The sequence below is a fragment of the Corynebacterium mucifaciens genome, from assembly GCF_012396315.1.
GTDB classification, from domain to species: Bacteria; Actinomycetota; Actinomycetes; order Mycobacteriales; family Mycobacteriaceae; genus Corynebacterium; species Corynebacterium mucifaciens.
Genome location: NZ_JAAXPF010000001.1, coordinates 55,407 through 77,902 on the forward strand (window position 1 = coordinate 55,407; position 22,496 = coordinate 77,902).

A 22,496-nucleotide genomic window follows, 5' to 3' on the forward strand; every position below is an offset into this window, starting at 1 on the left:
CGGGTCCGAACAACGAGGCCACGCAGCAGTTCGGCGCCGTGCCGCGGCAGCAGTACCAGCAGCAGCCGTACGGTCAGCAGTATCCGCAGCCACCCTACGGCCAACAGTATCCGGCCGGCTACCAGCAACCGGAAAAGCGAGGCGGGCCGAATACGTGGTTGCTCTGCTCGTTGCACTCCTGCTCGCCGCGCTCGTTGGCGTACTCGCGTTTCTGGGAGGCTCCGGGGCGTTTACGCACACCAGCGAGCCGGTGACCAGCACGGTCGTGGAGACACACCCTTCCAGGCTCGAGCGCCCAATCGCCGGAGTCCGTGGCGCCCGCGCCTGAGCCGGCGGCGAAAAAGCGCACGTATTCCCATTACGCGCCAGACACAAGTGTGACCACCGCAAGTTTCGCTCCCAACGTGTTCGCGGCGTTTCAGGATGCTTACGCCAGCACGGGCACGACGGAGGTCACGGTGAGCGCGTATAGCCCAGAAACCAAGTTGACCTACCGTATGTCGTGCTCCGGTGACGAAGTCGTATATTGCTCCGGCGGGAACAACGCCCGGGTGCGCATTTGGTAAAGGCCAGCCGCCTAACGGGCGCGCTCGGGATCGCATGCTCCGTGCTTGCCGGGTGCTCAGGCGCAAGCGAACAGGACACTGTGGTGGTTACCTCGACGTCGTTCGTGGCCGAGACTCCTGCCTCTGCGCCGCTGACGTCGGATGCCCCCGGCCCAGAAGCACCGGTGGCCTCAGGCGAAGCGAAAGCGCTTCTCGACGCCACGGTGGCCGACGTCACGGCCGCGTTCGGCGGTGAGATCGGCGTGGCTACGGTAGGGGAGCGAGGCCCGGTGACAGCTGGGTTCACTGATGCCACCCCCGCATGGTCCACGATGAAGGTGCCCATCGCTGTCGCGGCTACGCGTACACAGCCCGGGCTGGAGAGCGACGTTCGCGCCGCGATCACGGTGTCCGATAACGACGCGGCTGGGCGCCTCTTTGACGCTGTCGGGCCCGATGCGGTCGACTCGGTGCTCTCGGAGGCCGGTGTGCAGGCCCGAGTGAATTTGGTGGATCTGCGCCCCGAATTCAGCACGTTCGGGCAGACGCTGCTCAGCGCGGCCGACGAGGCGGTCCTGGCTGATTTCCTCCCATGTGTGGACGGATCGGGCTCTGTCTTGGGCTACATGGGGCAAGTGGAAGCTTCCCAACGCTATGGGCTTGGCGCTGTGGGGGCGTTGTTCAAAGGTGGGTGGGGGCCGGATACGGCCGGGAGATACCACGTTCGGCAGCTCGGGCTTATTCCCCGGGGCGACGGGGTGTGGTCGCCGGTGGCGTTGACAGCGATTCCCGCCGACGGCACGTATGAGACGGGACAGGCCATGCTGACAGCGGCCGCTACGCGTCTCGCGGAGGCATCCCCGGCTTTGCCGGCGGCGCGCTGCCAGCCCTAACTAGTCCTCCTCGCGCGAGACAAGCGCAACCAGCTCCAGCATCCGCTCAGTGCGGTGCTCCGGCAGGTCTGTGTGGAGCACGTCCAGTACGGCGTCGGCGAGGGTGACGGCGGGTTCGGGCAGAGCGTCGTCGACAAGCGGGTACGGCGCGGTGCCGGTGTTGTCGCGCATCTCGATGGCGGCAAGGGTCATGTGGAACGGGAGGTCCAGGCGCGGGTCGTCCTCGCCGACGATCTGCGCGGCCAAGTCGTGGAAAATCGCCTCGAGTTCCTGCCGGGCTTCGTGGTACTCGGCGAACTCCTCCGAAACCAACACCGGCAGCTGGTAGAGCCTGCCGATGTTCCAGTTGGACGAGAGCAGAATGCGCGATTCGGCGGCGACGAGCGCCCACAATTTCACGGTTGCGGTCTCGTTCGTCTTCGCCAGGTCGGAGGCGAGATCCAGCGCGGGCTGCAACGTGCCCATCAGCAGCGTGAGGAAGATGTCCCGCTTGGAGGGGAAGTGGTAATAGAGCGAGGCCTGCCGCATCCCCACCGCGTCCGCGATGTCGTGCGTGGAGGTGGTGGCAAAACCCTTCCGGGTGAATAGCTCTGAGGCGGCGTCAAGGATCTCGTCCCGCGCGGTGGCGCCTCGCCGGCGGGGGCTCTGTTTGCGGGGCCGTCCAACCGGTTTCGCCATAACCGCGCATCCTTTCCGTTGTGGCTCGCTTCTGGTGCGTCCCAGACGCATCACTATAGACGAGAAGCGCCCGCTCTCGACCCTCCGGTGAGGGGAGTGCGGGCGCTTCTTAAGAGCCGAAGACTCTACGCTGTCATCGTCAACCGGCTATTTAGCGGGTGGTGAACGGCAGAAGAGCCATCTCGCGCGCGTTCTTTACAGCGGTAGCGACCTGGCGCTGCTGCTGCGGGGTCAGGCCCGTGACGCGGCGGGAGCGGATCTTGTGGCGGTCGGAGATGAACAGACGCAGGGTCTCAACATCCTTGTAGTCGACCGACTCGATGCCCTTCGCCTTCAGCGGGTTCTTCTTCGGGCGACGGGACTGCTCAATGCGCGGCTTACGCGAATTGTTGCGCTTCATATTGTGAGTCCTCCTTACCACGAAGACTTACGGACGCCAGGCAGCTCACCGCGGTGAGCCATCTCGCGCATACGGACACGGGAAACACCGAACTTGCGGAGGTAGCCGCGGGGGCGGCCGTCGCGCGAGTCACGGTTGCGCACGCGCACCGGGGAGGCGTCGCGCGGCTGGCGGTTGAGCTCGAACTGGGCGTCAAGGCGGTCCTCGTCGGAGGTCTCCGGGTTCTTGATGATTGCCTTGAGCTCGTTGCGACGCTCCGCGTAGCGGGCGACGATCTCTTTGCGCTGCTCGTTCTTAGCGATCTTGGACTTCTTCGCCATGGATTATCGCTCCTCGCGGAATTCGACGTGCTTGCGCACAACCGGGTCGTACTTCTTCAGCGTGATGCGGTCCGGGTTGTTGCGCTTGTTCTTACGGGTCACGTAGGTGAAACCGGTGCCCGCAGTGGACTTGAGCTTGATGATCGGGCGGATATCGTTACGTGCCATTAGATCTTCTCACCTCGCGCGCGGATCTGGGCAACGACGGACTCGATACCGTCGCGGTCGATGACCTTGAGGCCCTTAGCGGAGACGTTCAGGGTAATGGTACGGCCCTCGGAGGGCAGGTAGAACCGGCGCTTCTGCACGTTGGGGTTCCAACGGCGCGAGTGGCGGCGGTGCGAGTGCGAGACAGTCTTGCCGAACGACGGCTTACGTCCCGTAACCTGGCAATGTGCCGACATGGGTTAGCTTCCTTACTCTTCTTGCCGCCCACGACACGATCGCGATGTGAGGTAAAGCGCCAGGTGAGAAGCGGAGTGAGGGTCCGCAGCCAGCGCGAGTGCAATCGGTTGACGCAGGCGTATACGTGTACTTCGACAACAGCGAGTGACAACCCTACCGTCTCAGGCCTCTATCTCCTAATCGCAGCATCGTTTGACAACGCCCGCGCTCCGCGCAAATCCGCCTACAGGGACGCCAGCAGCGTGACGGCCGCGACGGCCACGGCCACGGGTGCGAGGACCGCACCCCACGCAACAAACCGGCCCCACGGCACGTCGGCGCCGGCGCGGCGCAGCTGGTCGGCCCAGAGCAGCGTGGCTAGCGACGCCCACGGGGTCACCACCGACCCAGCGTTAACCCCGACGAGGAGAGCCATCGAACTCGCCGCGTCCCCGGCTGCGGGTTCCAGTAAGAGGTACGCCGGGATGTTGTTCACTGCGTCGGCGGTCACCGCACCCGCGGCTGCGACGACCCCGGGGTGCGCACCGGCGAGCGTGCCCGTCAGTGCCGCGGTGCCCCCGTCGGACGCTGGATCTGCGGCGCGTTATCTGCATGGGTGGGGGCAGTGTGACGGTGCCTCCAGCGCGCAAGGTAGGCGGCCACCACCGCAACCAGGATTGCGGCCGCGGCTGGGGCTGCGGCGGCACGCATGTAGTCGTGGCCCGAGCTGAAGATGCCTCCGCCGAGCGCGAGCAGGTTGGTCAGGTTAGACACCGGCAGCGGCAAGGAGGCCAGATTGGCGATTTAGACCACCGCGAGTGCGGCGGCAGGCTCCGGCAACCGGTACCGCGCCGCGAGCTGGATTGCCAGCGGGGTGACCATGATCGCGGTTGTGTCTAAGGAAAAGAACACTGTAGACGCGACCGACAGGAGCAGAAGGCCCGCCTAGGCAACCTCGCGGCTCGCGGTGGCGCGCTCAAGCTGTACGGTCAACCATGCAAATAGGTGCACCCGAGCCGCCAAGTTGACTGCAGCGGACATGCCGACGGCGAACGTCAGCACGGGGAGCAGGCGCGCGGCGAGGGTGGCCGCCGCCGATGTGTTGACGGCGGCGAGGAGCGCGAAGACCGCTGCTGCGGCAAGGGGCGCAAGAACGTGGCGGTGGGGCATGGGTGTGGGGATCGGAGGTTCGTCGATAGGCAGGCGAGCAATTAGGTAAACGCGCAAGTGAACTGTAAGATACTGCAGGTTATTCGGCGACCGCCGGATGAAACGACCATTTCGCACCCAACTCGGGCACGATCTTCGCGCTTTGTTTCGCGTCGCGCGACGAGAGCGCGGAGAACCGACCCGTAGTTCAATCCTGAGGGAGACGAATCATATGAGGAAAGACATTCACCCGGATTACCACCCGGTGATTTTCCAGGACGCGAACACAGGCCACAAGTTCCTGACCCGCTCCACCCTGACCTCCGCACGCACCGAGCAGTGGGAAGACGGCAACGAGTACCCGCTCATCGTGGTTGATGTCACCGCTGAGTCCCACCCGTTCTGGACGGGCGCGCAGCGTCTCATGGACACCGCCGGCCGCGTGGAGAAGTTCAACCAGCGTTTCGGTGGCATGGCCCGCCGCAAGAAGAAGGCCAACTAGAGGGGATAAAGGAGACTCACCATGGCAACACCGAAGTTCAGGAAGTCCCGCGCGAACACGCGCACGCGCCGTTCCCAGTGGAAGGCGGACAACGCGGACCTGCAGACCGTCAAGGTCGACGGCCAGGAAGTGCGTATTCCGCGCCGTCTGGTCAAGGCAGCTCAGGCTGGCCTGATCGACGTCGAGCAGTTCTAAGCACTCCGGGCCGATCACGCCCGCACGAACAAACCGGTACCCCTCGCAGGGTGCCGGTTTTTCTCTGCGTCGGCGACGGCCAGGGCGTACAGCAACCGTTCAGAAAACGTTACGTTTGGCAGCGCACGGCCTCAAGGGCACCTGCAGGGTGGTCGGGCATAATTTGCCCTCATGAGTGACCAGAACTACTTGGGGGAGACGTCCGCCTTCCCGGCGCATGATGGCCCCAGCAGCGTGTACCAAGTGCAGCCGGACCCGTCGGAGCAGCGGGGAAGCAAGCCGCAGAGCAAAGCACGCCTCGGCGGGCCCTTTGCTATCGCCTTGGTGACTGCCTTGGTGGCCGGCGGCGGGGCGGGGTACTTCGCGGGCTCCGCCCAGTCGGACAACGAGGGTACGGCATCGCCCACCAGCGTCGCGTCTGATTCCGGGGCGGGAGACGGGGAGGCGTCGGAAGGCGAGCTGCGCAACCCGACGGTTGCGGACCCGTCTGAGGCGCCCGCCGGCTCTGTGGAGCAGGTGGCGGCTACCGTGCTGCCCGCGGTCGTCTCCATTGAGGTGGCCACCCCGCGCGGTACCGCTGAGGGGTCGGGCTCCATCATCTCTGCAGACGGCTACGTGCTGACGAACCACCACGTCATCGCGGGCGCGGAGGAGCAGGGGTCCGAGATTCAGGTGTCGCTGAACGACGGCACCCGCCAGAGCGCGCAATTTGTCGCCTCCGACGTCAACACTGATGTCGGCGTGATCAAGATTGACGGAGTGGATGACCTTCCCGTCATGCAGTTCGGTAACTCCGACGACCTGCGCGTGGGGCAAGAAGTCGTTGCGGTGGGCTCCCCATTGGGCCTTTCAGCAACGGTGACCAGCGGCATCGTCTCGGCCCTAAACCGCCCGGTCCGCGCCTCGCAGGGCGCCGGGGAAAGCTCCCTGATGGACGGCATCCAGACCGACGCCGCCATCAACCCCGGCAACTCCGGCGGACCCCTGGTGGACATGAACGGAAAGTTGGTGGGCATGAACTCCGCGATCGCCTCACTGTCTTCCGGAGGCTTCGGTTCGACGGGCCAGGGCGGATCGATCGGCCTCGGGTTCGCGATCCCGTCCAACTTTGCCAAGCGCGTTGCGGATCAGCTCATCGAGGGCGGCGAAGCGACCCAGCCGATGCTCGGTGTGCGGGTCAGCGTGGGGCAGAGCATCGGGGGTGGCGCGGTTGTCGCGGGGGTGGAGCCGGGCAGCCCCGGAGACCAGGCCGGGCTGCAGCCGGGCGACGTTATTACCCGCCTGAACGATCGCCCCATCGACTCTGCAGATGCGCTGATCGCGGCCACCCGCTCGAAGGACTTCGGGGAGACCGTCACCCTGCAGGTGCAGCGCGGCGAGGACTCGCAACCGATTCCGGTAGAGGTGACCTTAAGTTCCGAGTAACTTCTTACCTGTTCTATCCACCCCACTTTCGCAGAGGGAGTCTGATCACGATGCCGGAATTGTTTGACTCGTTTGACACCACCGAGCCGGACGACGCCACCCTGCGCGCGTCCGAGCTGGAGGGCGACTCCCCGGCATCTCCGTGCGCGATCGTCGTGCTGGTGGGCGACCGCCGCTACGACGCTCCCGGAGACAACACCGACGAAATGGTGGTGGAGCTGCTGCGCGAGGTCGGATTCCAGGTCGACGGCGTCGTCCGCGTGAAGTCGAAGAAGTCCGAGATCAGGAAGGCGATCGAGACCGGTGTGGTCGGCGGCGTCGACCTCGTGCTCACCCTCGGCGGCACTGGTGTAGGCCCCCGCGATAAGACGCCGGAGGCCACCCGCGCAGTCATTGACAAAGTTGTGCCGGGCGTGAGCCAGGCTATCCGTGCCTCAGGCCAGGCGTGCGGGGCCGTCGACGCGTGCACTTCCCGTGGCGTGTGCGGGGTGTCCGGCTCCACGGTGGTGGTGAACCTCGCGTCGAGCCGGCAGGCCATTCGCGACGGCGTGTCCACCGCCGCTCCGCTGGTCAGCCACATGATCAACGAGATCAACCAGTACTCCGTCTAGCGCTGGGAGTAGGCAGATGGCCAGGCAGCGGCGGCGCGCGGTGCGCACCGCAGACGTGGATTACGACAGGTCTGCAGATGTCGCCCCGCAGTGCAGGGCAGAGGAAAACCCGGCCTCCGACGCCGAGCGGGAAGTGCTCCTGGACGACGAAGAGCCGGGGTTGACTGGCCGCGATTTTTACGAGGCGGAGCGGCCGCCGCACTACGGGGATTAGCGGGAGCGGGGCTGCGTTACTGCAGGGGCCTTTCCGGGCGATTCTGCTGCTGCGCGGCGAGCAAGTCCCGGATCTCGGTGAGCAGCTCGGTGTCGGTGGGCGCCTGCTCCTCCGGGTCGATGCCCTTCCGGCGCTTCGTTGCCTCGTCGAGCTTGTTCATCGGAGCGACCAGCAGGAAGTAGATCACGGCTGCGATGAGTAGGAAGTTGATGATGGCCGTGAGCAACGCGCCGAAGTCGACGAAGGTGGCGTCGTTGCCTTCGCGGACGTGGAAGCCGAGGCCGGAGTAGTCCACGCCGCCGAGGGCAGCGAGAAGCGGGTTGATGATGGAGTCGGAGAACGCGGTGACGACGGCGGTGAACGCAGCGCCGATGACCACGCCGACGGCAAGCTCGATGACGTTGCCGCGCATAATAAAGTCTTTAAAGCCCTGAAGCATGAGGGAAACAGTATCCGTTCATGGACGGTTGCTCAATACGAGCGTCAGCGGCTCCGACAGTGAGGCCGCCGCAACCGCGGCCGCTTGGTCTTGTTTCAATAGCACCAGCACCGCGTCGCCCTCCCCGGTTGTGACCACCCTTCCACCTGACGCAACCACCCGCGGACCCTGCCCAACCACGTCGACGCGCGCACCGTGATGCAGCATGGGCACGATGTCCGGCTCCGCCACGGGCACCGGCACCATAGAAAACGTCTCCCCGTCAGGCTCGTCCGCCGTGAGCAGCGCCGCGAGGTCGGGCCCAACCAGGCGCGCGGAGGTCACCACCTCACCACGGGCGGCAGCGGCTGCGAGCATCTGTCCCTCTGCCAGCGCCACCTCGCCCAGCGCGGTGTCGGGTACCGCTTCGGCCGGGAGGCGCCGCATCTCCACGTCCTCTGCTGTCAGCACCGTGCCCGGGGCGATATCGCGGGCGAAGGTGAGTGTGGGCGGGTCGGACCGTGAGGCGTCGACAAGCACCTGCGCGACCGCGGCGACAACAAGGATCACGGCCGCGGCCCTGCGAATGAGCACCGAGCGGTGGTATCCGGGGGTGCGCAGCTGCTCCATGCGCGCGGAAATCTGCATGGGCATAGGACGCGGATTTGCGCCCCGCGGTTCCCTAGATGCGGAAGAATCCTTGCGGGGTGATCACCGCGTCCACCGCTTGGTCGAATGCGTCGTGGGGCACCGCGTCCACCACTTCCCAGTCGTAGACCACCGCCGCCACCGGCGCGTCCAACCCCGTCAGGGCGCGATCGTAGTATCCGGCGCCTTTGCCCAGACGCATGCCCTGTCTATCGACGGCTAACGCCGGGGCCACCACCAGCCCGCAGGACCGCAGCAACGCCGAGGTAAACCGCGGGCCGCGTGGCTCCGCAATACCCAATGCGCCCGGGGAGTTGTCGCTGCCCGCCTGCGCCCAGGCCAGCACGCCGTCCGGCAGCGAGATGGGTAAGAACACGGCGCGGGCCGCGCCTGCGAGCCGGGCGGGAAGATCGGCGGGGCCGGGCTCGCTCGGTAGCGGGTTGTACGAGGCGATGTTGGTCCCGCGCGCGCCGAAGGCGTCGATGCAGGCAAGCGTGGCATCCGCGATGCCCTGGTCGAGCGCGCGCTTCCTGTCTGGGTTGGCGCGCAGGGCCCGCCGCTCGGCGAGGTGGGCGGTGCGCATCGCTGCCTTGCGGCGGTGTGTGGTGGCATCCAATGTGCTTCGTGCGCTCCTCGTCGTGGTTGGGTCGCCTGGGCCAGCAGGCTTGTTTGCGTCGCAGCCCAGATGGCGCGGGCGGGGGCTGTAAGGTTTCCGTTTATGGCGAATTCTACTGACCTCCCCGCGCAGGCTTCGAACGCCTTGGTGAAGACCGTGGTGGTGCCTGCGGCTGGTATGGGGACGCGATTCTTGCCGGCGACGAAGACGGTGCCCAAAGAGCTTCTGCCGGTGGTGGACACACCGGGCATCGAACTCATCGCTGAGGAGGCTGCAGCCTTGGGGGCGCAACGCCTTGCCGTGGTGATCGCGCCGAATAAAGAAGAAATCATGCGGCACTTCGGCGAGTTCTCCGAGCTGCAGGAGTTGATGGTTGCCCGCGGCAAAGACACGCAGGCGGAGAAGGTGGCTCGGGCCAACGGGCTGATCGACGCGGTGGCAGTCACGCAGGACAAGCCGCTGGGGCTGGGCCACGCTGTCGGGTGCGCTGAGGAAGCGCTTGACGACGACGAGGATGTCGTCGCAGTCATGCTGCCGGATGATTTGGTGCTGCCGGCGGGCGTGATGGAGAAGATGGTCGCCGTGCGCGAGGCGCTTGGTGGGTCGGTGCTCTGCGCGTTCAACGTCACCCGCGACGAGGTGTACAACTACGGCGTGTTCGACGTGGAGGACGCGGACGCTGACATTGAGGGCGTTGAGGTGAAGCGGGTGCGCGGCATGGTGGAAAAGCCCGCCGTGGAAGACGCCCCGTCGACGCTGGTGGCAACCGGCCGGTACCTGCTGGACCGCGGCATTTTCGACGCGTTGCGCCGCATCGAGCCGGGTAAGGGCGGCGAATTGCAGCTCACGGACGCGATTGAGCTGATGATTTCTGAGGGCCACCCGGTGCACGTGGTGGTGCACGAGGGCAAGCGACACGACCTGGGCAACCCGGGCGGGTACATCCCCGCAAACGTGGACTTCGGGCTGCGGGACGAAAAGTACGGCCCGGCGCTCTACACCGCGGTGAAGAAGATCGTTGCCGACTTCGAGGCGGAGCACCCGGAGGTTGTGGACAAGGGTTCCAACCCAGCCCAGAACTAGGCAGAAACCAACGCGTAACACCGAAAGAAAGGGGCACAGGCAATGCGCAGCGTAGAGGACCAGCTCGCGGCTGTCGTCGACGCGGCTGTCGCGCCCGAGCCGATCCGGGTCGCGCTGACGGATGCCCTGGGTCTGATGTGCGCGGAGGAAGTCACCTCGACGACTCAGGTGCCGGGTTTCCCGCAGGCGGCGGTGGACGGCTTCGCGGTCCGTGCTGTGGACGTGGGCGGCTCGGCCGGTTTGCGCCGCCCGGAGCGCCGCGATGCCGCCAAAGAAGGCGCAGAAGGCGAAGCGGTCACAGAAGGTGCCGACTCCGAGGCCCCCGCCGATCCGCCTGTGGCGCGTGAGCGTGCCCTGCCCGTCGTGGGAGAGGTGCCCGCGGGCTCCCAGAAACCGCTGCGCCTGCAGCCCCGTCAGGCGGTTCGCGTGGCCACCGGGGCGCCGCTGCCCACGCTGGCCGACGCGGTGCTTCCGCTTGAGTGGACCGACCGCGGTCGCAAGCGCGTTACCCCGCAGCGCCCGGTGCGCACCGGTGACTTCGTGCGCAAACCCGGCGACGACATCCAGCCCGGCGACATCGCCGTGCGCCAAGGCTCGGTGCTGGGGCCTGCGCAGATCGGGCTTGCAGCTGCCGCGGGGCGCGACAAGCTGCTGGTCTATCCGCGCCCGCGCGTGACGGTGATGAGCTACGGGCTCGAGCTGGTGGACTTGGACCGCACGCCTGGGCTGGGTCAGGTCTTCGACATCGCCTCCTACGTTGTCGCGGCTGCGGCCAGAGAGGCAGGCGCCGACGTGCACCGCGCGGGCATCGTCAACGCAGAGCCGCGTCGTATGCGCGAAACCGTTGCCGGCCACATCGCTAAAAGCGAGTTCGTGGTCGTCACCGGCGCCGTCGGTGGCTCAGGGGCGGCGCCCATGCAGGAGATCCTGCGGGAGCTGGGCGAGGTGGATACCACCCGCGTGGCCATGCACCCGGGTTCGGTCCAGGGATTCGGGCTGCTGGGCGACGAGCGGACGCCGACGTTCCTGCTGCCGTCGAACCCGGTGAGCGCGCTCGTCATCGCGGAGACGTTTATCCGCCCGGCCATCCGTCGCTCCCTGGGCAAGACGGCGGTGGCCCGCCGCACGGTGAAAGCCCGCTCCCTGCGCGAGCTGGATTCCATCCCCGGCCGCCGCGGCTTCATCCGCGCGCGCCTCATGCGCGACGCGGACAGCGGAGAGTACCTGGTCGAGCCCCTGTCCGCCCTCGAGGCCGGGCCCACCCACCTCTTGGCCGGGTTCGCGGAGGCCAACGCCATGGTCCACCTCCCGGAGGACGCCATCCACGTTCGCCCCGGCGACATCGTGGACGTGGAGTTTCTCCACCAGCGCAGCTAGGCCCCCGCCCGTGTTCGAGTTGTTCCGCCAACCCACCCCAGGTTGGCCTGAGTCCACGCCCTACGCCACGCTTCTCGACGGCGGTTCCGTCCGCCTCCGGCCTCTGACATCACGCGACGGGGTGGAGTGGTCGGGGACGCGGATCGTCGATAAGCAATGGCTGCAGCCGGTCGAACCCACGGTGGACGGCACCTGGGAGGACGCGCACTCGCGGGCCGCGTGGCGCAACACCTGGCTGAACCTGAAGCGGCTGGCCAATCAGGGTACTGCGGTGCCGCTGGTCATCGAGGTCGACGGCGCCTTCGCGGGGCAGGTCACCCTTGGCAATATCCAGCACGGGATCGTCTCGGAATGCTGGATCGGCTACTGGGTGCACTCGCCGTTCATGGGCCGCGGGGTGGCCACACTCGCGTGCGCGCTCGGCGTGGACCACGCTTTCGCACGCGTCGGGTTGCACCGCCTGACCGCCACCTACCTGCCCGACAACCCGGCGTCGGGCAAGGTGCTCGAGCACAACGGCTTCCGCGAGGAAGGCTATCTGCACCGCAACCTGCACATCGACGGGCAATGGCGCGACCACCACCTCGTCGCGCTGAACGCCGACGACTTTTCCTCCAGCGCGGTGCAGCGGCTGCGCCAAGCCGGCCGCGCGGGCTAACCGGCGAAAAAGCCCCGCCCGTCACGGCGCGCCACCCCTGGGCCGCGGGCGCCGCCCGATACCGTGGACACCTGACTTAGGGTGCAACGTATGCGGAAAGGTGGCAGTGCCGATGGGCAGCCCGAGCTTAATGATCATTTTGATCCTCGTCGTCTGGATCATCGTCCTTGCTCCGTTGATGATCGGCAACAACAAGCCGATCCGCCGCTCCGGCGAAGGCTACGAGGAGACGCGGGTGCTGCACGAGGGCGGCACTGCGCCGATGGCGGAGCGTCGCCGCCCCAAGCTCACCGCGGCCGACATCCACCGGCACAGCGAGGAGGACGACTACGAGGTGGTGGAGGCCACCGACGCGGAGGAGGACGTGCTCATCGACGACGCTCCCGCCCTGCGCTCCATCTTCCGCCGCCCCGCCGGCGACGAAGCTGCCCAGCCAGCGCACGTGGAAGGCGAAGTGGTCGAGCACGACGCGGACGACGAACGCGAAGCAGCGGCTGAAGACGCAGCGGCTGACAACGTGGAGGCTGACAACGATGAGGCTGAGCAGGCCCCCGCGACCGCCGGCGGCTCCACATCCGTCAAGGTCCTTGCCGCGGAGGATGCACAGGGGGGCGCCCAGCCGGACGGCGCTGAGGGCGAGCAGGCCGAGAGCGCCGAAGCGGACGCCGACCGTTACGAGCTGGACGAGTCGTACACCGCACCCGAAGATTACGGCTACGCAGATGCCCAGACCGCTGAGCCGGAGCAGGAAGAGGCTAACGCCGACGACAACGCCCCGGTTGAGCGGGAAGCCGTGGCCGATGCCGCCGAACAGGTCGACTCCGGCGACGTCTCCGAGGAAGACATCGCCTTCGCTGCCTCGCGACGCGGCCGGGGTGGCTACGACCCGGAACGCGAGCGCAACACCGCAGCCACCCGTTTCCAGCGCCGCCAGCGCACCTTGCTCGGGCTCACCATCGCCTGCGTGATCACCTTCGTCATCGCGTTCGTGGCGGGCAGCTGGACGTGGGTCCTGCCCGCGGTGGCCGTCGGCCTCACGGCGTGGTTCATGATCGCGCTGCGCAAGGTCGTGCTGAAGGAACGCGCGTTGAAGGAGCGCCGGCTGCGCCAACTGCGCCGCGCACGCATGGGAGTAGCCACTGCCGAAGCGCACCCGCGCGACAGGCACCAGCGCGCCGGGTCCGTCGTGCTGGATCTCGACGACGAAAGCCCCGATTTTGACACCCTGCCGTCCGCCCGCTTCGCCCCGACGCCCAACGACACCGATGACGGGTACGGCAACTTCCGCAGCTACGGCGCCCGCGCCAGCTAACGAGACTCGAAAAGCCCGCTCACCCTGGCGATTTAGCTCGTGGGCGGGTGAGGAGTAACGTACTGAAACAGCCGAGGGGCTATAGCTCAGTTGGTAGAGCGTCGCGTTCGCAATGCGAAGGTCAGGGGTTCGATTCCCCTTAGCTCCACTGGTCCACGCGGGGCCCGGATTTTACAGTCCGGGCCTCGCGTCGTTGTATGGATGGGTTAAGCTGCCTTCCCGTTGTCAGCATTCGGAAAAGCAGCAAAGGAGCAGCCCGGTGGCTAATTCGTTGGGGGCGCAAAAGATCCGTCGAGCAGTGTTGATTGTGGCGCTGCTGAACTTGGCCTACTTCTTCGTCGAATTCTTCGGCGCGCTGGCCATCGGGTCGGCGTCCTTGTTCGCGGATTCCGCGGACTTTCTCGAGGACACCGCCATCAACCTCTTGGTGTTCTTCGCCGTCGCGTGGCCGGCGGCTCGGCGCCGCACTGCGGGAAGCGTTCTGGCGGCGCTAATCCTCATCCCGGCCATTGCCGCAATTGTCACCGTGGTGGCCAAGATCATGAACCCCGTGGCGCCGTCGCCGCAAGGCCTGACAGGCATCGCTCTCGGCGCGCTTGTGGTGAACGTGATCTGCGCCGTCTTGCTCATGCAGCTGCGCGACGAAGGCTCGTCGCTGGCCACGGGCGCGTGGCTCGCAGCACGCAACGACGCCCTGGCCAACCTGCTGATTATCGCCGCGGGACTGCTCACGTTCGTGTGGGAGACCGCGTGGTTCGACATCGTCGTCGGCGCGATCATCGCGGTGATCAACCTCTCCGCCGCCAAGGAAGTGTGGGAGGCCTCCCGCGAGGAGCACGACTCCGTCGAAGAAGCATTCGCCGACATGGACGAGGACTAGCCGCTTACGCCCACACCCCGGACGCCCCGCGGCGCCACGTACCGACGAGGTTGGTGTCCACAATCCCGGTGGATTCCATCAGCGCATACATGGTCACCGGCCCCACAAAGGTGAACCCGCGCTTTTTCAGGTCTTTCGCCAGCTGCTCGGATTCCGGGCAGCGGGTGGGCACCTCTTCCATTGTGCGCGGGCAGGGCGTCTGCGAGGGCTGGTAGGACCACACAAACTCGCCGAGGTGCGTGCCCTCGTCCCGCAGCGCAAGCGTCGCCTGGGCGTTTCTCACCGCCGCTTCCAGTTTGCGCCGGTTGCGGATCAAGGAAGCGTCGTCAAGCAAATGCTCGATGCTCATACTCGCGACGGCCTCCGGCTCGAAACCGTGAAACGCCTCGCGTAGCGCATCGCGCTTTTGCAAGATGAGCCGCCAGGACAGGCCCACCTGGAACCCTTCGAGGCAGACGCGCTCGAACATGCCGTGTTCGTCGGTGACGGGCATGCCCCACTCGGTGTCGTAATACTCGCGCAGCAGGGGATCGTGGGCGGCCCAGGGCGGACGGGCGAGGCCGTCATCGCCGACGACGGGCCAGCCGGATTCTGGTGTGGTGTCTGGTTCAGTCATAGGTATTGGACTCAGTTCTACCCTGTGCGGTTCCACGGGTACGCTAATCGGCATGAATAGGCCCGCCGTCCGAGACTTTGCGCTGCTCGTGCTCCGGCTCGTGCTGGGCGCGGTGTTCGTGGCCCACGGCTTCAACCACTGGTTTGACGTCGGGATGGCCGAAACCGGACGCCAATTCGCCGACCTCGGCGTGCCGCAGCCGCAGCTGTCTGCGTACCTCACCGGCACCGTCGAGCTCATCGGGGGAGCGTTTTTGGCGGTGGGGCTTCTCACCACCATCACCGCGTCGCTGCTAGTGCTCCTCGTCCTGGCGGCTGGCTACTTTGTGCACCTAGGCAACGGGTTTTTTATCGAAAACGGTGGGATTGAGTACCCGCTCGTGCTCGCCGCCGCACTGTTTATCATCACCGTCTTCGGCACCGGCCGCGCCAGCCTGGACGGGGTGCTTACCCGTGATTAGTCACGAGGATGTCCAGGCGGCCCTTTCAGCCCGCATCGACGGTGAGCCCTCTGGCCTGGACGATGCTGTTGTGGACGCACACCTTTCCGGGTGCGCACAATGCCGGGCGTTCCTGGACCGCTCGCTGGCGCTTTCGCGCGAACTGGGCGGTGGGGGAGAAGGGACGATGGCGCCGCCGCAGGACCTGTCTGCGGTCATCCTCGCGGGCGTTGACGACGAGTGGCGTAGCTTTGCCCGCCGCCGGGAGCTCGGCATCGCGGTTGGCCGTCTGCTGCTCGGGTTGATGGCCGTGGTCTGGGTGCTTTGGGCTGTGCGCTTGATCCTCTCCGGCGGTGAAGAACCGGTTGTGGCCTCCACCGCCTCGGTGCGCTTCGGCGTGGCGCTGGCCCTGGGCTTCACCGCGTGGCGGCCGCAGCAGATCCCCGGCGTGCTGCTGATCGTGGGCACGATGTTCACGTTCACCGTGGGCTTCGCGGTGCGCGACGCAGTGCTGGGGATGGGCCAGTTTGCGGTGGCCGGGGTGGTCATTCCGCTGCTGAGCTTGGTGGCACTCGTGTGGACCTGGGTGGCCGACAGGGGTGGCGCCGTGCGCCGCGCGTGGCAGCTGCTCGGCGCCCGCCCGTACTAACGGTCCGGAGGGCGTGCGCGCGTGACAGATTCCGCCGGGATCTGTCACAGCCGGCGAGCTGACCCTCAGGCAGCTACTTCCAGCTTGGCAGCCACATGATGGAGTGGTACCACGCGTCCGGAATACGGAAGCCGTAGAAGATGGGGGACCAGTAGATGAAGCTTGCCACCACGAGGGCGATGTAGATAACGGCGGCGAGTTGGCCCCGCCGCATCTCGAAACCCGCCACCTTGCGCAGCCACGGCCACTTCACGGGCCCACCTAGCTTCGACACGTTGCCCACCGCGAGCGCGAGCAGCACCGCTGTGAAGGGCACCAGCGCGGTGGCGTAGAAGAAGTACATCTGGCGGTCAAAGGCCGCCAGCCAAGGAAAAAACCCGGCCGCGAAGGCGATCACCGGCACGATGACCCTAAAGTCTTTGCGGGTCAGCCAGACCCAGCACGCCCACAACAGGACGGGTACGGTGAGCCACCAGATGGCGGGGGTGCCAAACAGGTAGATCATCTCGCGGCACGTGCCGTCGCCGGGCGCGACGAAGCAGTCCAGGTCGGTTGCGGAGTAGTAGAGGATCGGCCGGGCGGCGACCAGCCAGGCCCACGGCTTCGAATCCCACGGGTGCGAGTGGCCCGACGATGACGTCAAGGAGGCGTGGAAGTCCAGCACGGAAAAGTGGTAGTAGAACCAGCCGGCAATAGGTTCGGGCAGGTTGGCCAGCCAGGGCCAGTCGGAGTCGGCGATAGTGCCGTCGGAAAGCGAGTGCCGGTACACGGACGTCTCCGACGCGAACCACGCCCGCCACGACCACAGGTACAGCAGGGCGGGGACGAGGACGATGGAGGCGAGGGCCGAAGGGACGTCCCTAAGCAAGGTGCCCGCGATCGGTTTCTCCACGCCGTAGCGGCGCCGCAGGAACAGGTCCCAGAAGGACGACAGCAGGCCGAAGAACATGATGTAGTACAGCCCCGACCACTTCACCGACAAGCTGAGGCCAAGGAGCACGCCGGTGGCGAAGCGCCACCACCGGAAGCCCACGCGCGGCCCAAAGGGCCCGGTGCCGTCGAGTGCGCCGGTGAGCCACGCGTCGTGCCAGCGGTGGTGCACCTCGCGCATGTCGCCAGCCAACGTCCACGCGGCCATGACCACGAACAGCACCTGGAAGATGTCGAGCATGCCGAATTTGGCTGAGACCAGCAGGACACCGTCGAACAGGGCGATAATCCCAGCAACCAGGGCGATGTTCGTGGACTGGCTCACGCGACGGGCCAGGAGAAAGACGAAGACGATCACGGCGGTACCGAACAGGCCCGTCATGATGCGCCAGCCGTACGGGGTGTAGCCGAAGAGGCTTTCGCCTACCGCCAGGAGTTGCTTGCCCAGCGGCGGGTGCACGACCAGACCGAACCCAGGGTTGGACTCGATGCCGCCGAGGACGGGGTTGAACCAGCTGCGCACCATGTCCCACGCCTGCGGCACGTAGTGTTTCTCGTCGAAGACGGGGGTCCCGGAGCTCGTCGGCTGGAACAGGCCGATGAAGCGGGTGAGCAGTGCGAGCACGCCGATGACAGACGTGGCGACCGTGTCGCGGCGGGTCCATGGCACAGTGACCGGCGCTTGCGGTGCCGGGCGGGCAGGCCGCACGGTCCGCGTCGACTCGGGCGACGCCGCGTCAGGGCCGGCGGGTGGTCCGGACGGGTTCGGGGTGCTCGCGATAGTGGTCACGACGCAAAATACTAGCGCCTTGCGCGTATGCTCCCGGGGTATGTTCGCCGAGCACGAAGACCAGACGCAGATCCTTCCCACCGGCGTTGTGCTCGCGGCAACCCCGCTGGGCAACGCGGCGGATGCGTCGCCCAGGCTGGCGCAGGCGCTCGCCGCCGCGGACGTGATTGCGGCGGAAGACACGCGCCGCACCCGCGCGCTCGCCGCAGCACTCGGCGTGGAGATCTCCGGGCGCGTGGTGTCCAACTTCGACCACAACGAAGACTCCAGGGCACGCGAGCTTCTCGACGCCGCGCGCGCCGGCACGGTCCTGGTAGTCACCGATGCCGGGATGCCGCTCGTATCCGACCCGGGCCATTCCATCGTCGCCGCCGCCCACGACGCGTCCATCCCCGTCACGTGTATCCCGGGGCCGTCGGCGGTGACCACGGCGCTCGCGCTGTCGGGCCTGAATGTCGGCCACTTCATCTTTGACGGCTTCGCACCGCGGAAGACGGGGGCGCGCCGGGCCTGGTTGGAGACCCTGGTGCACGAGCGCCGCGCGGTCTGCTGCTTCGAGTCGCCGCACCGCATCGAGCAGTTGCTTGCCGACGCCGCCGACGTGCTGGGCCCGGACCGCCGCGGCGCGGTATGCCGCGAGCTGACAAAGACGTACGAGGAGGTCAAGCGCGGCACACTTGGGGAGCTGGCCGCATGGGCCGAAGGCGGAGTGCGCGGGGAGATCACGTTGGTGATCGAGGGCGGCGCGCAGCAGCACGCCGAGCCGGAGGATTTAGTGGGCCTAGTGCTTGAGCTCGTCGACGGCGGCGAGCGCATGAAGGATGCCGCGAAACGGGTGGCGAAAGAACACGGCGTGAAGGTGGGGGACCTCTACGACGCGGCACTCGACGCGCGCGGATAAGGGCAACCGGGGCGGCTTCTTCCCGCTTGTGGCAGCGTGCGCGGGCTAGCGCGAAGGCGTGTTCTGCGCTAGCCTGCTTGCGCCCTAGAAAACACCTGAATATTTGCGAGGAGAATGTTATGTCTCAGCGTGATCTTCACAGGGATCCTCACGATCCCGGTGCGGAGCCGCGGAGTACGGATCCCATCCAAACGAACGATGCATCTGCAGTCGGCCAGCTTGCCGCGCTGCTGCGGGCGGACCGCGATGGCGCGCAGCCCAATTACACCGACCCCGAGGAAAGCGTAGAGAGCGAAGCCGACGCCGAAGACGCCCCGATCAACTGGGGCATCGTTATCCCTCTCGCGGTGATTGTCGCGGCGATTGTCGGCTGGGGCCTGGGTGCCCCCGACAACTTCTCCAACTTTGCGGACACCGCGTTCGGCTGGGTCATCGACAACCTCGGCTGGGCGTTTGTCCTCGGCGGCACCATCTTCGTCGCCTTCGTCATCGTTATCGCCGCGTCGAACTTCGGCACCATCCGCCTCGGCACTGCCGACGAACGCCCCGAGTTCAAGACAACCTCTTGGATCGCCATGATGTTCGCCGCAGGCATGGGCATCGGCCTGATGTTCTACGGCGCATCCGAGCCGCTGGCGATGTACCTCGACGGCGTGCCGGGACACAACGAGCACGAGGTTGGCACCGCCATGGCGCAGACCATGTTCCACTGGACGCTGCACCCGTGGGCCGTCTACGCCATCCTCGGTCTGGCCATCGCCTACTCGACGTTCCGGCTTGGTCGGAAACAGCTGTTGTCCAGCGCGTTCATTCCGCTGATCGGCGAGAAGGCCGCCAACGGGTGGCTGGGCAAGCTCATCGACGGCTTCGCCGTGTTCGCCACCATCTTCGGCACCGCCTGCTCCCTGGGCCTTGGCGCGCTGCAGATCAGTTCCGGACTGGAGGCCTCCGGCTTCGTGGACAACCCGTCCACCAAGCTGACCATCGGCATCGTCACTGTCCTGACCCTTGCATTCCTGCTATCCGCGATGTCGGGCGTGTCCAAGGGCATCCAGTGGCTGTCCAACGCGAACATGGTCATCGCGGCCATCCTCGCGATCTTCGTGTTCGTCTTCGGCCCGACCGTGGCGCAGCTGAACATGTTGCCGACCGCCGTGGGCAGCTACCTGCAGAATTTCTTCGAGATGGCCGCCCGCACCGCTGAGAGTTCTGATGGCCAAGCCGGCGAGTTCCTCTCCGGCTGGACCATCTTCTACTGGGCATGGTGGATCTCCTGGTCCCCGTTCGTGGGCACCTTCCTGGCGCGTATCTCCCGCGGCCGCACTGTGCGCGAGTTCTGCCTCGGCGTCATGCTGGTTCCGGCCGGCCTGTCGACCGTGTGGTTCGCCATCTTCGGCGGCACCGCCATCAAGATGGAGCAGGCTGGCGAGTCCATCGTCGGCGGCGGCTCCAACGAGGAGCAGCTGTTCAACCTGCTGCACTCCCTACCGGGCGGCTACATCATGGGCGTGTTCGCTCTGATCCTGCTGGGCACCTTCTTCATCACATCGGCGGACTCCGCGTCCACGGTGATGGCGTCCATGACCCAGTCCGGCAAGACCGAGGCGAAGCCGTGGCTCGCGGCAATGTGGGGCCTGGCCACTGCATTCGTCGGGCTGACGCTTTTGATCTCCGGCGGCTCGGATGCGCTGAACTCGCTGCAGTCCGTGACCATCGTGGCCGCAACCCCGTTCCTGTTCATCCTGATCGCGCTGATGTTCGCGATTGTCAAGGACATGTCCAACGACACGATCTACCTGGACAAGAAGGAGCAGGAGCGCTTTGCCCGCCAACTCGCCATCGAGCGCCGCATGCACCGCGACCAAGCGCAGCTTGACGCCCGCCGCGCGCAAGTCAAGGGCATGCTGCAGACGCGCAGGAAGTAGTAGGCCTAGCTTCTCGACGCCCTGACGGCACGGCCCCGCTTGAGCATTGCAGAGCGCAAGCGGGGCCATAACTTATGCTGAGAGCCATGACTTCTCCCGAGACCAATCAGAACGTTCTTGTGTGCGTTGCTTGGCCGTACGCCAACGGTCCGCGCCACATCGGCCACGTGGCAGGCTTCGGCGTCCCCTCCGACGTCTTCGCCCGCTACCAGCGAATGTCCGGCAAGAACGTCCTCATGGTCTCCGGCACCGACGAGCACGGCACCCCGCTGCTGGTCCAGGCGGACAAGGAGGGCGTGACCGTCAAGGAGCTGGCGGATCGCTACAACCGGCAGATCGTGCAGGACCTGGCGGGTCTGGGTCTGTCCTACGACCTGTTCACGCGCACCACCACCCGCAACCACTACGCGGTGGTGCAGGAGTTGTTCCGTGGCCTGAACGACAACGGGTACATGGTCCGCGAGACCACGCAGGGCGCGATCTCCCCGTCGACTGGGCGCACCCTGCCGGACCGCTACATCGAAGGCACCTGCCCGATCTGCGGCGCGACGGACGCCCGAGGCGACCAGTGCGACACCTGCGGCAACCAGCTGGATCCGGCGGACTTGATCAACCCGGTGTCCAAGATCAATGGTGAGACGCCGAAGTTTATTGAGACCGAGCACTTCATGCTCGACCTGCCCGCGCTGCACGATGCGTTGGAGCAGTGGTTGACCACCCGCGCAGACTGGCGACCGAACGTGCTGAAGTTCTCCCTCAACCTCCTCGAGGACATGCGCCCGCGCGCCATGACCCGCGACATCGACTGGGGCATTCCCATCCCGGTGGAGGACTGGCAGGACAACCCGTCGAAGAAGCTCTACGTCTGGTTCGACGCCGTGATCGGCTACCTGTCCGCCTCCATCGAATGGGCGCACCGCACCGGCGACCCGGAGGCGTGGAAGGAGTTCTGGCAGGACCCTGCCACCGAGGGCTACTACTTCATGGGCAAGGACAACATCACCTTCCACTCCCAAATCTGGCCCGCGGAACTGCTGGGGTACGCAGGCAAGGGGTCCAAGGGCGGCGAGGTGCACGAGCTCGGCGAGCTGAACCTGCCTACGGAGGTCGTCTCCTCCGAGTTCCTCACCATGTCCGGCTCCAAATTCTCCTCCTCCAAGGGCGTGGTGATCTACGTCAAGGACTTCCTCGAAGAATTCGGCCCCGACCCGCTGCGCTACTTCATCGCCGTGGCCGGCCCGGAGAACAACGACACGGACTTCACCTGGGACGAATTTGTCCGCCGCGTGAACAACGAGCTGGCGAACGGCTGGGGCAACCTGGTCAACCGCACGGTGTCCATGGCGCACAAGAACTTCGGACAGGTGCCGGTGCCGGGCACGCTCGAGGAGTCCGACGAGCGCATCCTGAAGCTCGCGGCCGAGACGTTCACGACCGCCGGGGAAGCGCTGGGCAAGGCTCACTTCAAGTCGGCGATCACCAAGATCATGCACGTCGTGGGCGAGGCGAACGCCTACATCGCGGAGCAGGAGCCGTGGAAGCTTGCTAAGGACGACACCCAGCGCGAGCGCCTGGCCACCGTGTTGTGGACCGCGTTGCAGGTGGTCTCGGATTGCAACGCCATGCTCACCCCGTTTTTGCCGCACACCGCGCAGAAGGTCCACGAGACCCTCGGCCGCACCGGCGTGTGGGCGGCGGAGCCGCGGGTGGAAGAGGTCGTGGACGACGCCGACTACAACCTCGTCGGCGTCGGCCTGCCGGAGAAGGGCCAGACCTACCTGACCATCACTGGGGACTACACCCAGCAGCAGGCGGTGTGGAAGCGCGTCGAGGTCACGCCGGGCACCGAGCTGTCCAAGCCACAGCCCCTGATTGCCAAGCTGGACCCCGAGCTGGGCGAGACCGGCCCGGAATGGGCCCCGGTGCAGTAGCTCAGTC

Annotated in this window: 30 protein-coding genes and 1 tRNA gene; 18 read left to right on the forward strand and 13 right to left on the reverse strand. The window is 66.4% G+C overall.

Annotated elements, in window-relative coordinates; translation table 11 throughout:
* The first annotated feature begins 154 nt into the window (after positions 1–154).
* Together HF989_RS00270 and HF989_RS00275 are read left to right on the forward strand one after the other, a co-directional pair.
* On the forward strand, positions 155–328 hold the full coding sequence (locus HF989_RS00270) for a hypothetical protein (protein WP_168683385.1): 174 nt from the start codon (positions 155–157) through the stop codon (positions 326–328).
* A 321-nt stretch (positions 329–649) separates the two neighbouring features.
* Positions 650–1,438, forward strand: coding sequence for a serine hydrolase (locus HF989_RS00275; protein WP_168683386.1), 789 nt, complete (start codon positions 650–652; stop codon positions 1,436–1,438).
* On the opposite strand, the gene HF989_RS00280 is transcribed toward HF989_RS00275, so the two are convergent.
* The 8 genes from HF989_RS00280 to HF989_RS10675 form a co-directional block, all read right to left on the reverse strand.
* Positions 1,439–2,116, reverse strand: coding sequence for a TetR/AcrR family transcriptional regulator (locus HF989_RS00280; protein WP_168683387.1), 678 nt, complete (start codon positions 2,114–2,116; stop codon positions 1,439–1,441). It lies immediately after the preceding gene.
* Between the two features lie 151 nt (positions 2,117–2,267).
* Positions 2,268–2,516 (reverse strand): 30S ribosomal protein S18, encoded by a 249-nt coding sequence (gene rpsR / locus HF989_RS00285; protein ID WP_034999470.1) that lies wholly within the window; start codon positions 2,514–2,516, stop codon positions 2,268–2,270.
* A gap of 14 nt (positions 2,517–2,530) precedes the next feature.
* Positions 2,531–2,836, reverse strand: coding sequence for a 30S ribosomal protein S14 (rpsN, locus tag HF989_RS00290; protein ID WP_034999472.1), 306 nt, complete (start codon positions 2,834–2,836; stop codon positions 2,531–2,533).
* A gap of 3 nt (positions 2,837–2,839) precedes the next feature.
* A complete protein-coding gene (rpmG, locus tag HF989_RS00295; RefSeq protein WP_006841072.1) occupies positions 2,840–3,004 on the reverse strand; it encodes a 50S ribosomal protein L33 in 165 nt (54 codons plus the stop codon).
* Complete coding sequence (gene rpmB, locus HF989_RS00300) at positions 3,004–3,240, reverse strand: 50S ribosomal protein L28 (RefSeq protein ID WP_038610488.1); 237 nt, start codon at positions 3,238–3,240, stop codon at positions 3,004–3,006. Before rpmB ends, rpmG begins: the two co-directional genes overlap by 1 nt.
* 224 nt (positions 3,241–3,464) lie before the next feature.
* Positions 3,465–3,731: an ArsB/NhaD family transporter gene (locus tag HF989_RS10665; protein ID WP_343033495.1), complete on the reverse strand. Its 267-nt coding sequence runs from the start codon at positions 3,729–3,731 to the stop codon at positions 3,465–3,467.
* A 50-nt stretch (positions 3,732–3,781) separates the two neighbouring features.
* The gene (locus HF989_RS10670; protein WP_210728873.1) at positions 3,782–3,994 is read right to left on the reverse strand and encodes a hypothetical protein; all 213 of its coding nucleotides are present in this window, start codon (positions 3,992–3,994) and stop codon (positions 3,782–3,784) included.
* Positions 3,995–4,165: 171 nt separating this feature from the next.
* The gene (locus HF989_RS10675; RefSeq protein WP_210728874.1) at positions 4,166–4,447 is read right to left on the reverse strand and encodes a hypothetical protein; all 282 of its coding nucleotides are present in this window, start codon (positions 4,445–4,447) and stop codon (positions 4,166–4,168) included.
* Positions 4,448–4,601: 154 nt separating this feature from the next.
* Here HF989_RS10675 and HF989_RS00310 point away from each other — a divergent pair, with 154 nt between their 5' ends.
* The 5 genes from HF989_RS00310 (at position 4,602) to HF989_RS00330 (ending at position 7,316) form a co-directional block, all read left to right on the forward strand.
* Positions 4,602–4,871 carry a type B 50S ribosomal protein L31 gene (locus HF989_RS00310; RefSeq protein ID WP_168683388.1) on the forward strand — a complete coding sequence of 90 codons (270 nt, stop codon included), beginning with the start codon at positions 4,602–4,604 and terminating at the stop codon, positions 4,869–4,871.
* A gap of 21 nt (positions 4,872–4,892) precedes the next feature.
* Positions 4,893–5,066, forward strand: coding sequence for a 50S ribosomal protein L32 (rpmF, locus tag HF989_RS00315; protein WP_168683389.1), 174 nt, complete (start codon positions 4,893–4,895; stop codon positions 5,064–5,066).
* A gap of 171 nt (positions 5,067–5,237) precedes the next feature.
* Positions 5,238–6,491 carry a S1C family serine protease gene (locus HF989_RS00320; protein ID WP_168683390.1) on the forward strand — a complete coding sequence of 418 codons (1,254 nt, stop codon included), beginning with the start codon at positions 5,238–5,240 and terminating at the stop codon, positions 6,489–6,491.
* Positions 6,492–6,541: 50 nt separating this feature from the next.
* Positions 6,542–7,102, forward strand: a complete 561-nt coding sequence (locus HF989_RS00325; RefSeq protein ID WP_168683391.1) for a MogA/MoaB family molybdenum cofactor biosynthesis protein — start codon at positions 6,542–6,544, stop codon at positions 7,100–7,102.
* A 16-nt stretch (positions 7,103–7,118) separates the two neighbouring features.
* Complete coding sequence (locus tag HF989_RS00330; protein WP_168683392.1) at positions 7,119–7,316, forward strand: hypothetical protein; 198 nt, start codon at positions 7,119–7,121, stop codon at positions 7,314–7,316.
* Positions 7,317–7,332: 16 nt separating this feature from the next.
* Here HF989_RS00330 and mscL read toward each other — a convergent pair whose 3' ends face one another.
* From mscL to HF989_RS00345, 3 genes are read right to left on the reverse strand one after another with little or no spacing between them, the layout of a single operon-like run.
* On the reverse strand, positions 7,333–7,755 hold the full coding sequence (mscL, locus tag HF989_RS00335; RefSeq protein ID WP_168683393.1) for a large conductance mechanosensitive channel protein MscL: 423 nt from the start codon (positions 7,753–7,755) through the stop codon (positions 7,333–7,335).
* Positions 7,756–7,773: 18 nt separating this feature from the next.
* Positions 7,774–8,382 (reverse strand): SAF domain-containing protein, encoded by a 609-nt coding sequence (locus HF989_RS00340; protein ID WP_168683394.1) that lies wholly within the window; start codon positions 8,380–8,382, stop codon positions 7,774–7,776.
* Between the two features lie 34 nt (positions 8,383–8,416).
* The gene (locus HF989_RS00345; RefSeq protein ID WP_246233724.1) at positions 8,417–8,998 is read right to left on the reverse strand and encodes a 5-formyltetrahydrofolate cyclo-ligase; all 582 of its coding nucleotides are present in this window, start codon (positions 8,996–8,998) and stop codon (positions 8,417–8,419) included.
* A gap of 102 nt (positions 8,999–9,100) precedes the next feature.
* Here HF989_RS00345 and HF989_RS00350 point away from each other — a divergent pair, with 102 nt between their 5' ends.
* The 6 genes from HF989_RS00350 (at position 9,101) to HF989_RS00375 (ending at position 14,308) form a co-directional block, all read left to right on the forward strand.
* Positions 9,101–10,081, forward strand: a complete 981-nt coding sequence (locus tag HF989_RS00350; RefSeq protein WP_168683395.1) for a UTP--glucose-1-phosphate uridylyltransferase — start codon at positions 9,101–9,103, stop codon at positions 10,079–10,081.
* Positions 10,082–10,123: 42 nt separating this feature from the next.
* On the forward strand, positions 10,124–11,458 hold the full coding sequence (gene glp, locus HF989_RS00355) for a molybdotransferase-like divisome protein Glp (protein ID WP_168683396.1): 1,335 nt from the start codon (positions 10,124–10,126) through the stop codon (positions 11,456–11,458).
* Positions 11,459–11,468: 10 nt separating this feature from the next.
* The gene (locus HF989_RS00360; RefSeq protein WP_168683397.1) at positions 11,469–12,116 is read left to right on the forward strand and encodes a GNAT family N-acetyltransferase; all 648 of its coding nucleotides are present in this window, start codon (positions 11,469–11,471) and stop codon (positions 12,114–12,116) included.
* Positions 12,117–12,246: 130 nt separating this feature from the next.
* Positions 12,247–13,428 (forward strand): divisome protein SepX/GlpR, encoded by a 1,182-nt coding sequence (sepX, locus tag HF989_RS00365; protein WP_168683398.1) that lies wholly within the window; start codon positions 12,247–12,249, stop codon positions 13,426–13,428.
* A 75-nt stretch (positions 13,429–13,503) separates the two neighbouring features.
* Positions 13,504–13,576, forward strand: a tRNA-Ala gene (locus tag HF989_RS00370).
* Between the two features lie 111 nt (positions 13,577–13,687).
* On the forward strand, positions 13,688–14,308 hold the full coding sequence (locus HF989_RS00375) for a cation efflux transmembrane domain-containing protein (protein WP_343033496.1): 621 nt from the start codon (positions 13,688–13,690) through the stop codon (positions 14,306–14,308).
* Positions 14,309–14,312: 4 nt separating this feature from the next.
* Here HF989_RS00375 and HF989_RS00380 read toward each other — a convergent pair whose 3' ends face one another.
* Positions 14,313–14,924, reverse strand: a complete 612-nt coding sequence (locus HF989_RS00380; RefSeq protein WP_168683400.1) for a DNA-3-methyladenine glycosylase I — start codon at positions 14,922–14,924, stop codon at positions 14,313–14,315.
* A gap of 52 nt (positions 14,925–14,976) precedes the next feature.
* Here HF989_RS00380 and HF989_RS00385 point away from each other — a divergent pair, with 52 nt between their 5' ends.
* Together HF989_RS00385 and HF989_RS00390 are read left to right on the forward strand one after the other, a co-directional pair.
* Entirely contained in the window at positions 14,977–15,384 is a 408-nt protein-coding gene (locus HF989_RS00385; protein WP_168683401.1) for a DoxX family protein, read from the forward strand.
* Positions 15,377–16,012 carry a zf-HC2 domain-containing protein gene (locus tag HF989_RS00390; protein WP_168683402.1) on the forward strand — a complete coding sequence of 212 codons (636 nt, stop codon included), beginning with the start codon at positions 15,377–15,379 and terminating at the stop codon, positions 16,010–16,012. The genes HF989_RS00385 and HF989_RS00390 overlap by 8 nt, the downstream gene beginning before the upstream one ends.
* A gap of 73 nt (positions 16,013–16,085) precedes the next feature.
* Here HF989_RS00390 and HF989_RS00395 read toward each other — a convergent pair whose 3' ends face one another.
* The gene (locus HF989_RS00395) at positions 16,086–17,732 is read right to left on the reverse strand and encodes a dolichyl-phosphate-mannose--protein mannosyltransferase (protein WP_425482966.1); all 1,647 of its coding nucleotides are present in this window, start codon (positions 17,730–17,732) and stop codon (positions 16,086–16,088) included.
* 40 nt (positions 17,733–17,772) lie between these two features.
* Between HF989_RS00395 and rsmI the strand changes: the two genes are divergently transcribed.
* The 3 genes from rsmI to metG all read left to right on the forward strand — a co-directional run bounded on the left by rsmI (position 17,773) and on the right by metG (position 22,489).
* Positions 17,773–18,633, forward strand: coding sequence for a 16S rRNA (cytidine(1402)-2'-O)-methyltransferase (gene rsmI, locus HF989_RS00400; RefSeq protein WP_210728877.1), 861 nt, complete (start codon positions 17,773–17,775; stop codon positions 18,631–18,633).
* Positions 18,634–18,752: 119 nt separating this feature from the next.
* Positions 18,753–20,558 (forward strand): BCCT family transporter, encoded by a 1,806-nt coding sequence (locus HF989_RS00405; protein WP_168683404.1) that lies wholly within the window; start codon positions 18,753–18,755, stop codon positions 20,556–20,558.
* Positions 20,559–20,644: 86 nt separating this feature from the next.
* The gene (metG, locus tag HF989_RS00410) at positions 20,645–22,489 is read left to right on the forward strand and encodes a methionine--tRNA ligase (RefSeq protein WP_168683405.1); all 1,845 of its coding nucleotides are present in this window, start codon (positions 20,645–20,647) and stop codon (positions 22,487–22,489) included.
* Positions 22,490–22,496 lie beyond the last annotated feature (7 nt).

Bases quoted from the DNA above. Each gene is read 5' to 3' on its own strand.
- mscL (WP_168683393.1), bottom strand. From the start codon at position 7,755: ATGCTTCAGGGCTTTAAAGACTTTATTATGCGCGGCAACGTCATCGAG.
- HF989_RS00320 (WP_168683390.1), top strand. From the start codon at position 5,238: ATGAGTGACCAGAACTACTTGGGGGAGACGTCCGCCTTCCCGGCGCAT.
- HF989_RS00385 (WP_168683401.1), top strand. From the start codon at position 14,977: ATGAATAGGCCCGCCGTCCGAGACTTTGCGCTGCTCGTGCTCCGGCTC.
- rpsR (WP_034999470.1), bottom strand. From the start codon at position 2,516: ATGAAGCGCAACAATTCGCGTAAGCCGCGCATTGAGCAGTCCCGTCGC.
- metG (WP_168683405.1), top strand. From the start codon at position 20,645: ATGACTTCTCCCGAGACCAATCAGAACGTTCTTGTGTGCGTTGCTTGG.
- rpmF (WP_168683389.1), top strand. From the start codon at position 4,893: ATGGCAACACCGAAGTTCAGGAAGTCCCGCGCGAACACGCGCACGCGC.
- rpmG (WP_006841072.1), bottom strand. From the start codon at position 3,004: ATGGCACGTAACGATATCCGCCCGATCATCAAGCTCAAGTCCACTGCG.
- rsmI (WP_210728877.1), top strand. From the start codon at position 17,773: ATGTTCGCCGAGCACGAAGACCAGACGCAGATCCTTCCCACCGGCGTT.
- sepX (WP_168683398.1), top strand. From the start codon at position 12,247: ATGATCATTTTGATCCTCGTCGTCTGGATCATCGTCCTTGCTCCGTTG.
- HF989_RS00330 (WP_168683392.1), top strand. From the start codon at position 7,119: ATGGCCAGGCAGCGGCGGCGCGCGGTGCGCACCGCAGACGTGGATTAC.
- rpmB (WP_038610488.1), bottom strand. From the start codon at position 3,240: ATGTCGGCACATTGCCAGGTTACGGGACGTAAGCCGTCGTTCGGCAAG.
- glp (WP_168683396.1), top strand. From the start codon at position 10,124: ATGCGCAGCGTAGAGGACCAGCTCGCGGCTGTCGTCGACGCGGCTGTC.
- HF989_RS00350 (WP_168683395.1), top strand. From the start codon at position 9,101: ATGGCGAATTCTACTGACCTCCCCGCGCAGGCTTCGAACGCCTTGGTG.
- HF989_RS00380 (WP_168683400.1), bottom strand. From the start codon at position 14,924: ATGACTGAACCAGACACCACACCAGAATCCGGCTGGCCCGTCGTCGGC.
- HF989_RS00325 (WP_168683391.1), top strand. From the start codon at position 6,542: ATGCCGGAATTGTTTGACTCGTTTGACACCACCGAGCCGGACGACGCC.
- HF989_RS00405 (WP_168683404.1), top strand. From the start codon at position 18,753: ATGTCTCAGCGTGATCTTCACAGGGATCCTCACGATCCCGGTGCGGAG.
- HF989_RS00340 (WP_168683394.1), bottom strand. From the start codon at position 8,382: ATGCAGATTTCCGCGCGCATGGAGCAGCTGCGCACCCCCGGATACCAC.
- rpsN (WP_034999472.1), bottom strand. From the start codon at position 2,836: ATGGCGAAGAAGTCCAAGATCGCTAAGAACGAGCAGCGCAAAGAGATC.
- HF989_RS00310 (WP_168683388.1), top strand. From the start codon at position 4,602: ATGAGGAAAGACATTCACCCGGATTACCACCCGGTGATTTTCCAGGAC.
- HF989_RS00280 (WP_168683387.1), bottom strand. From the start codon at position 2,116: ATGGCGAAACCGGTTGGACGGCCCCGCAAACAGAGCCCCCGCCGGCGA.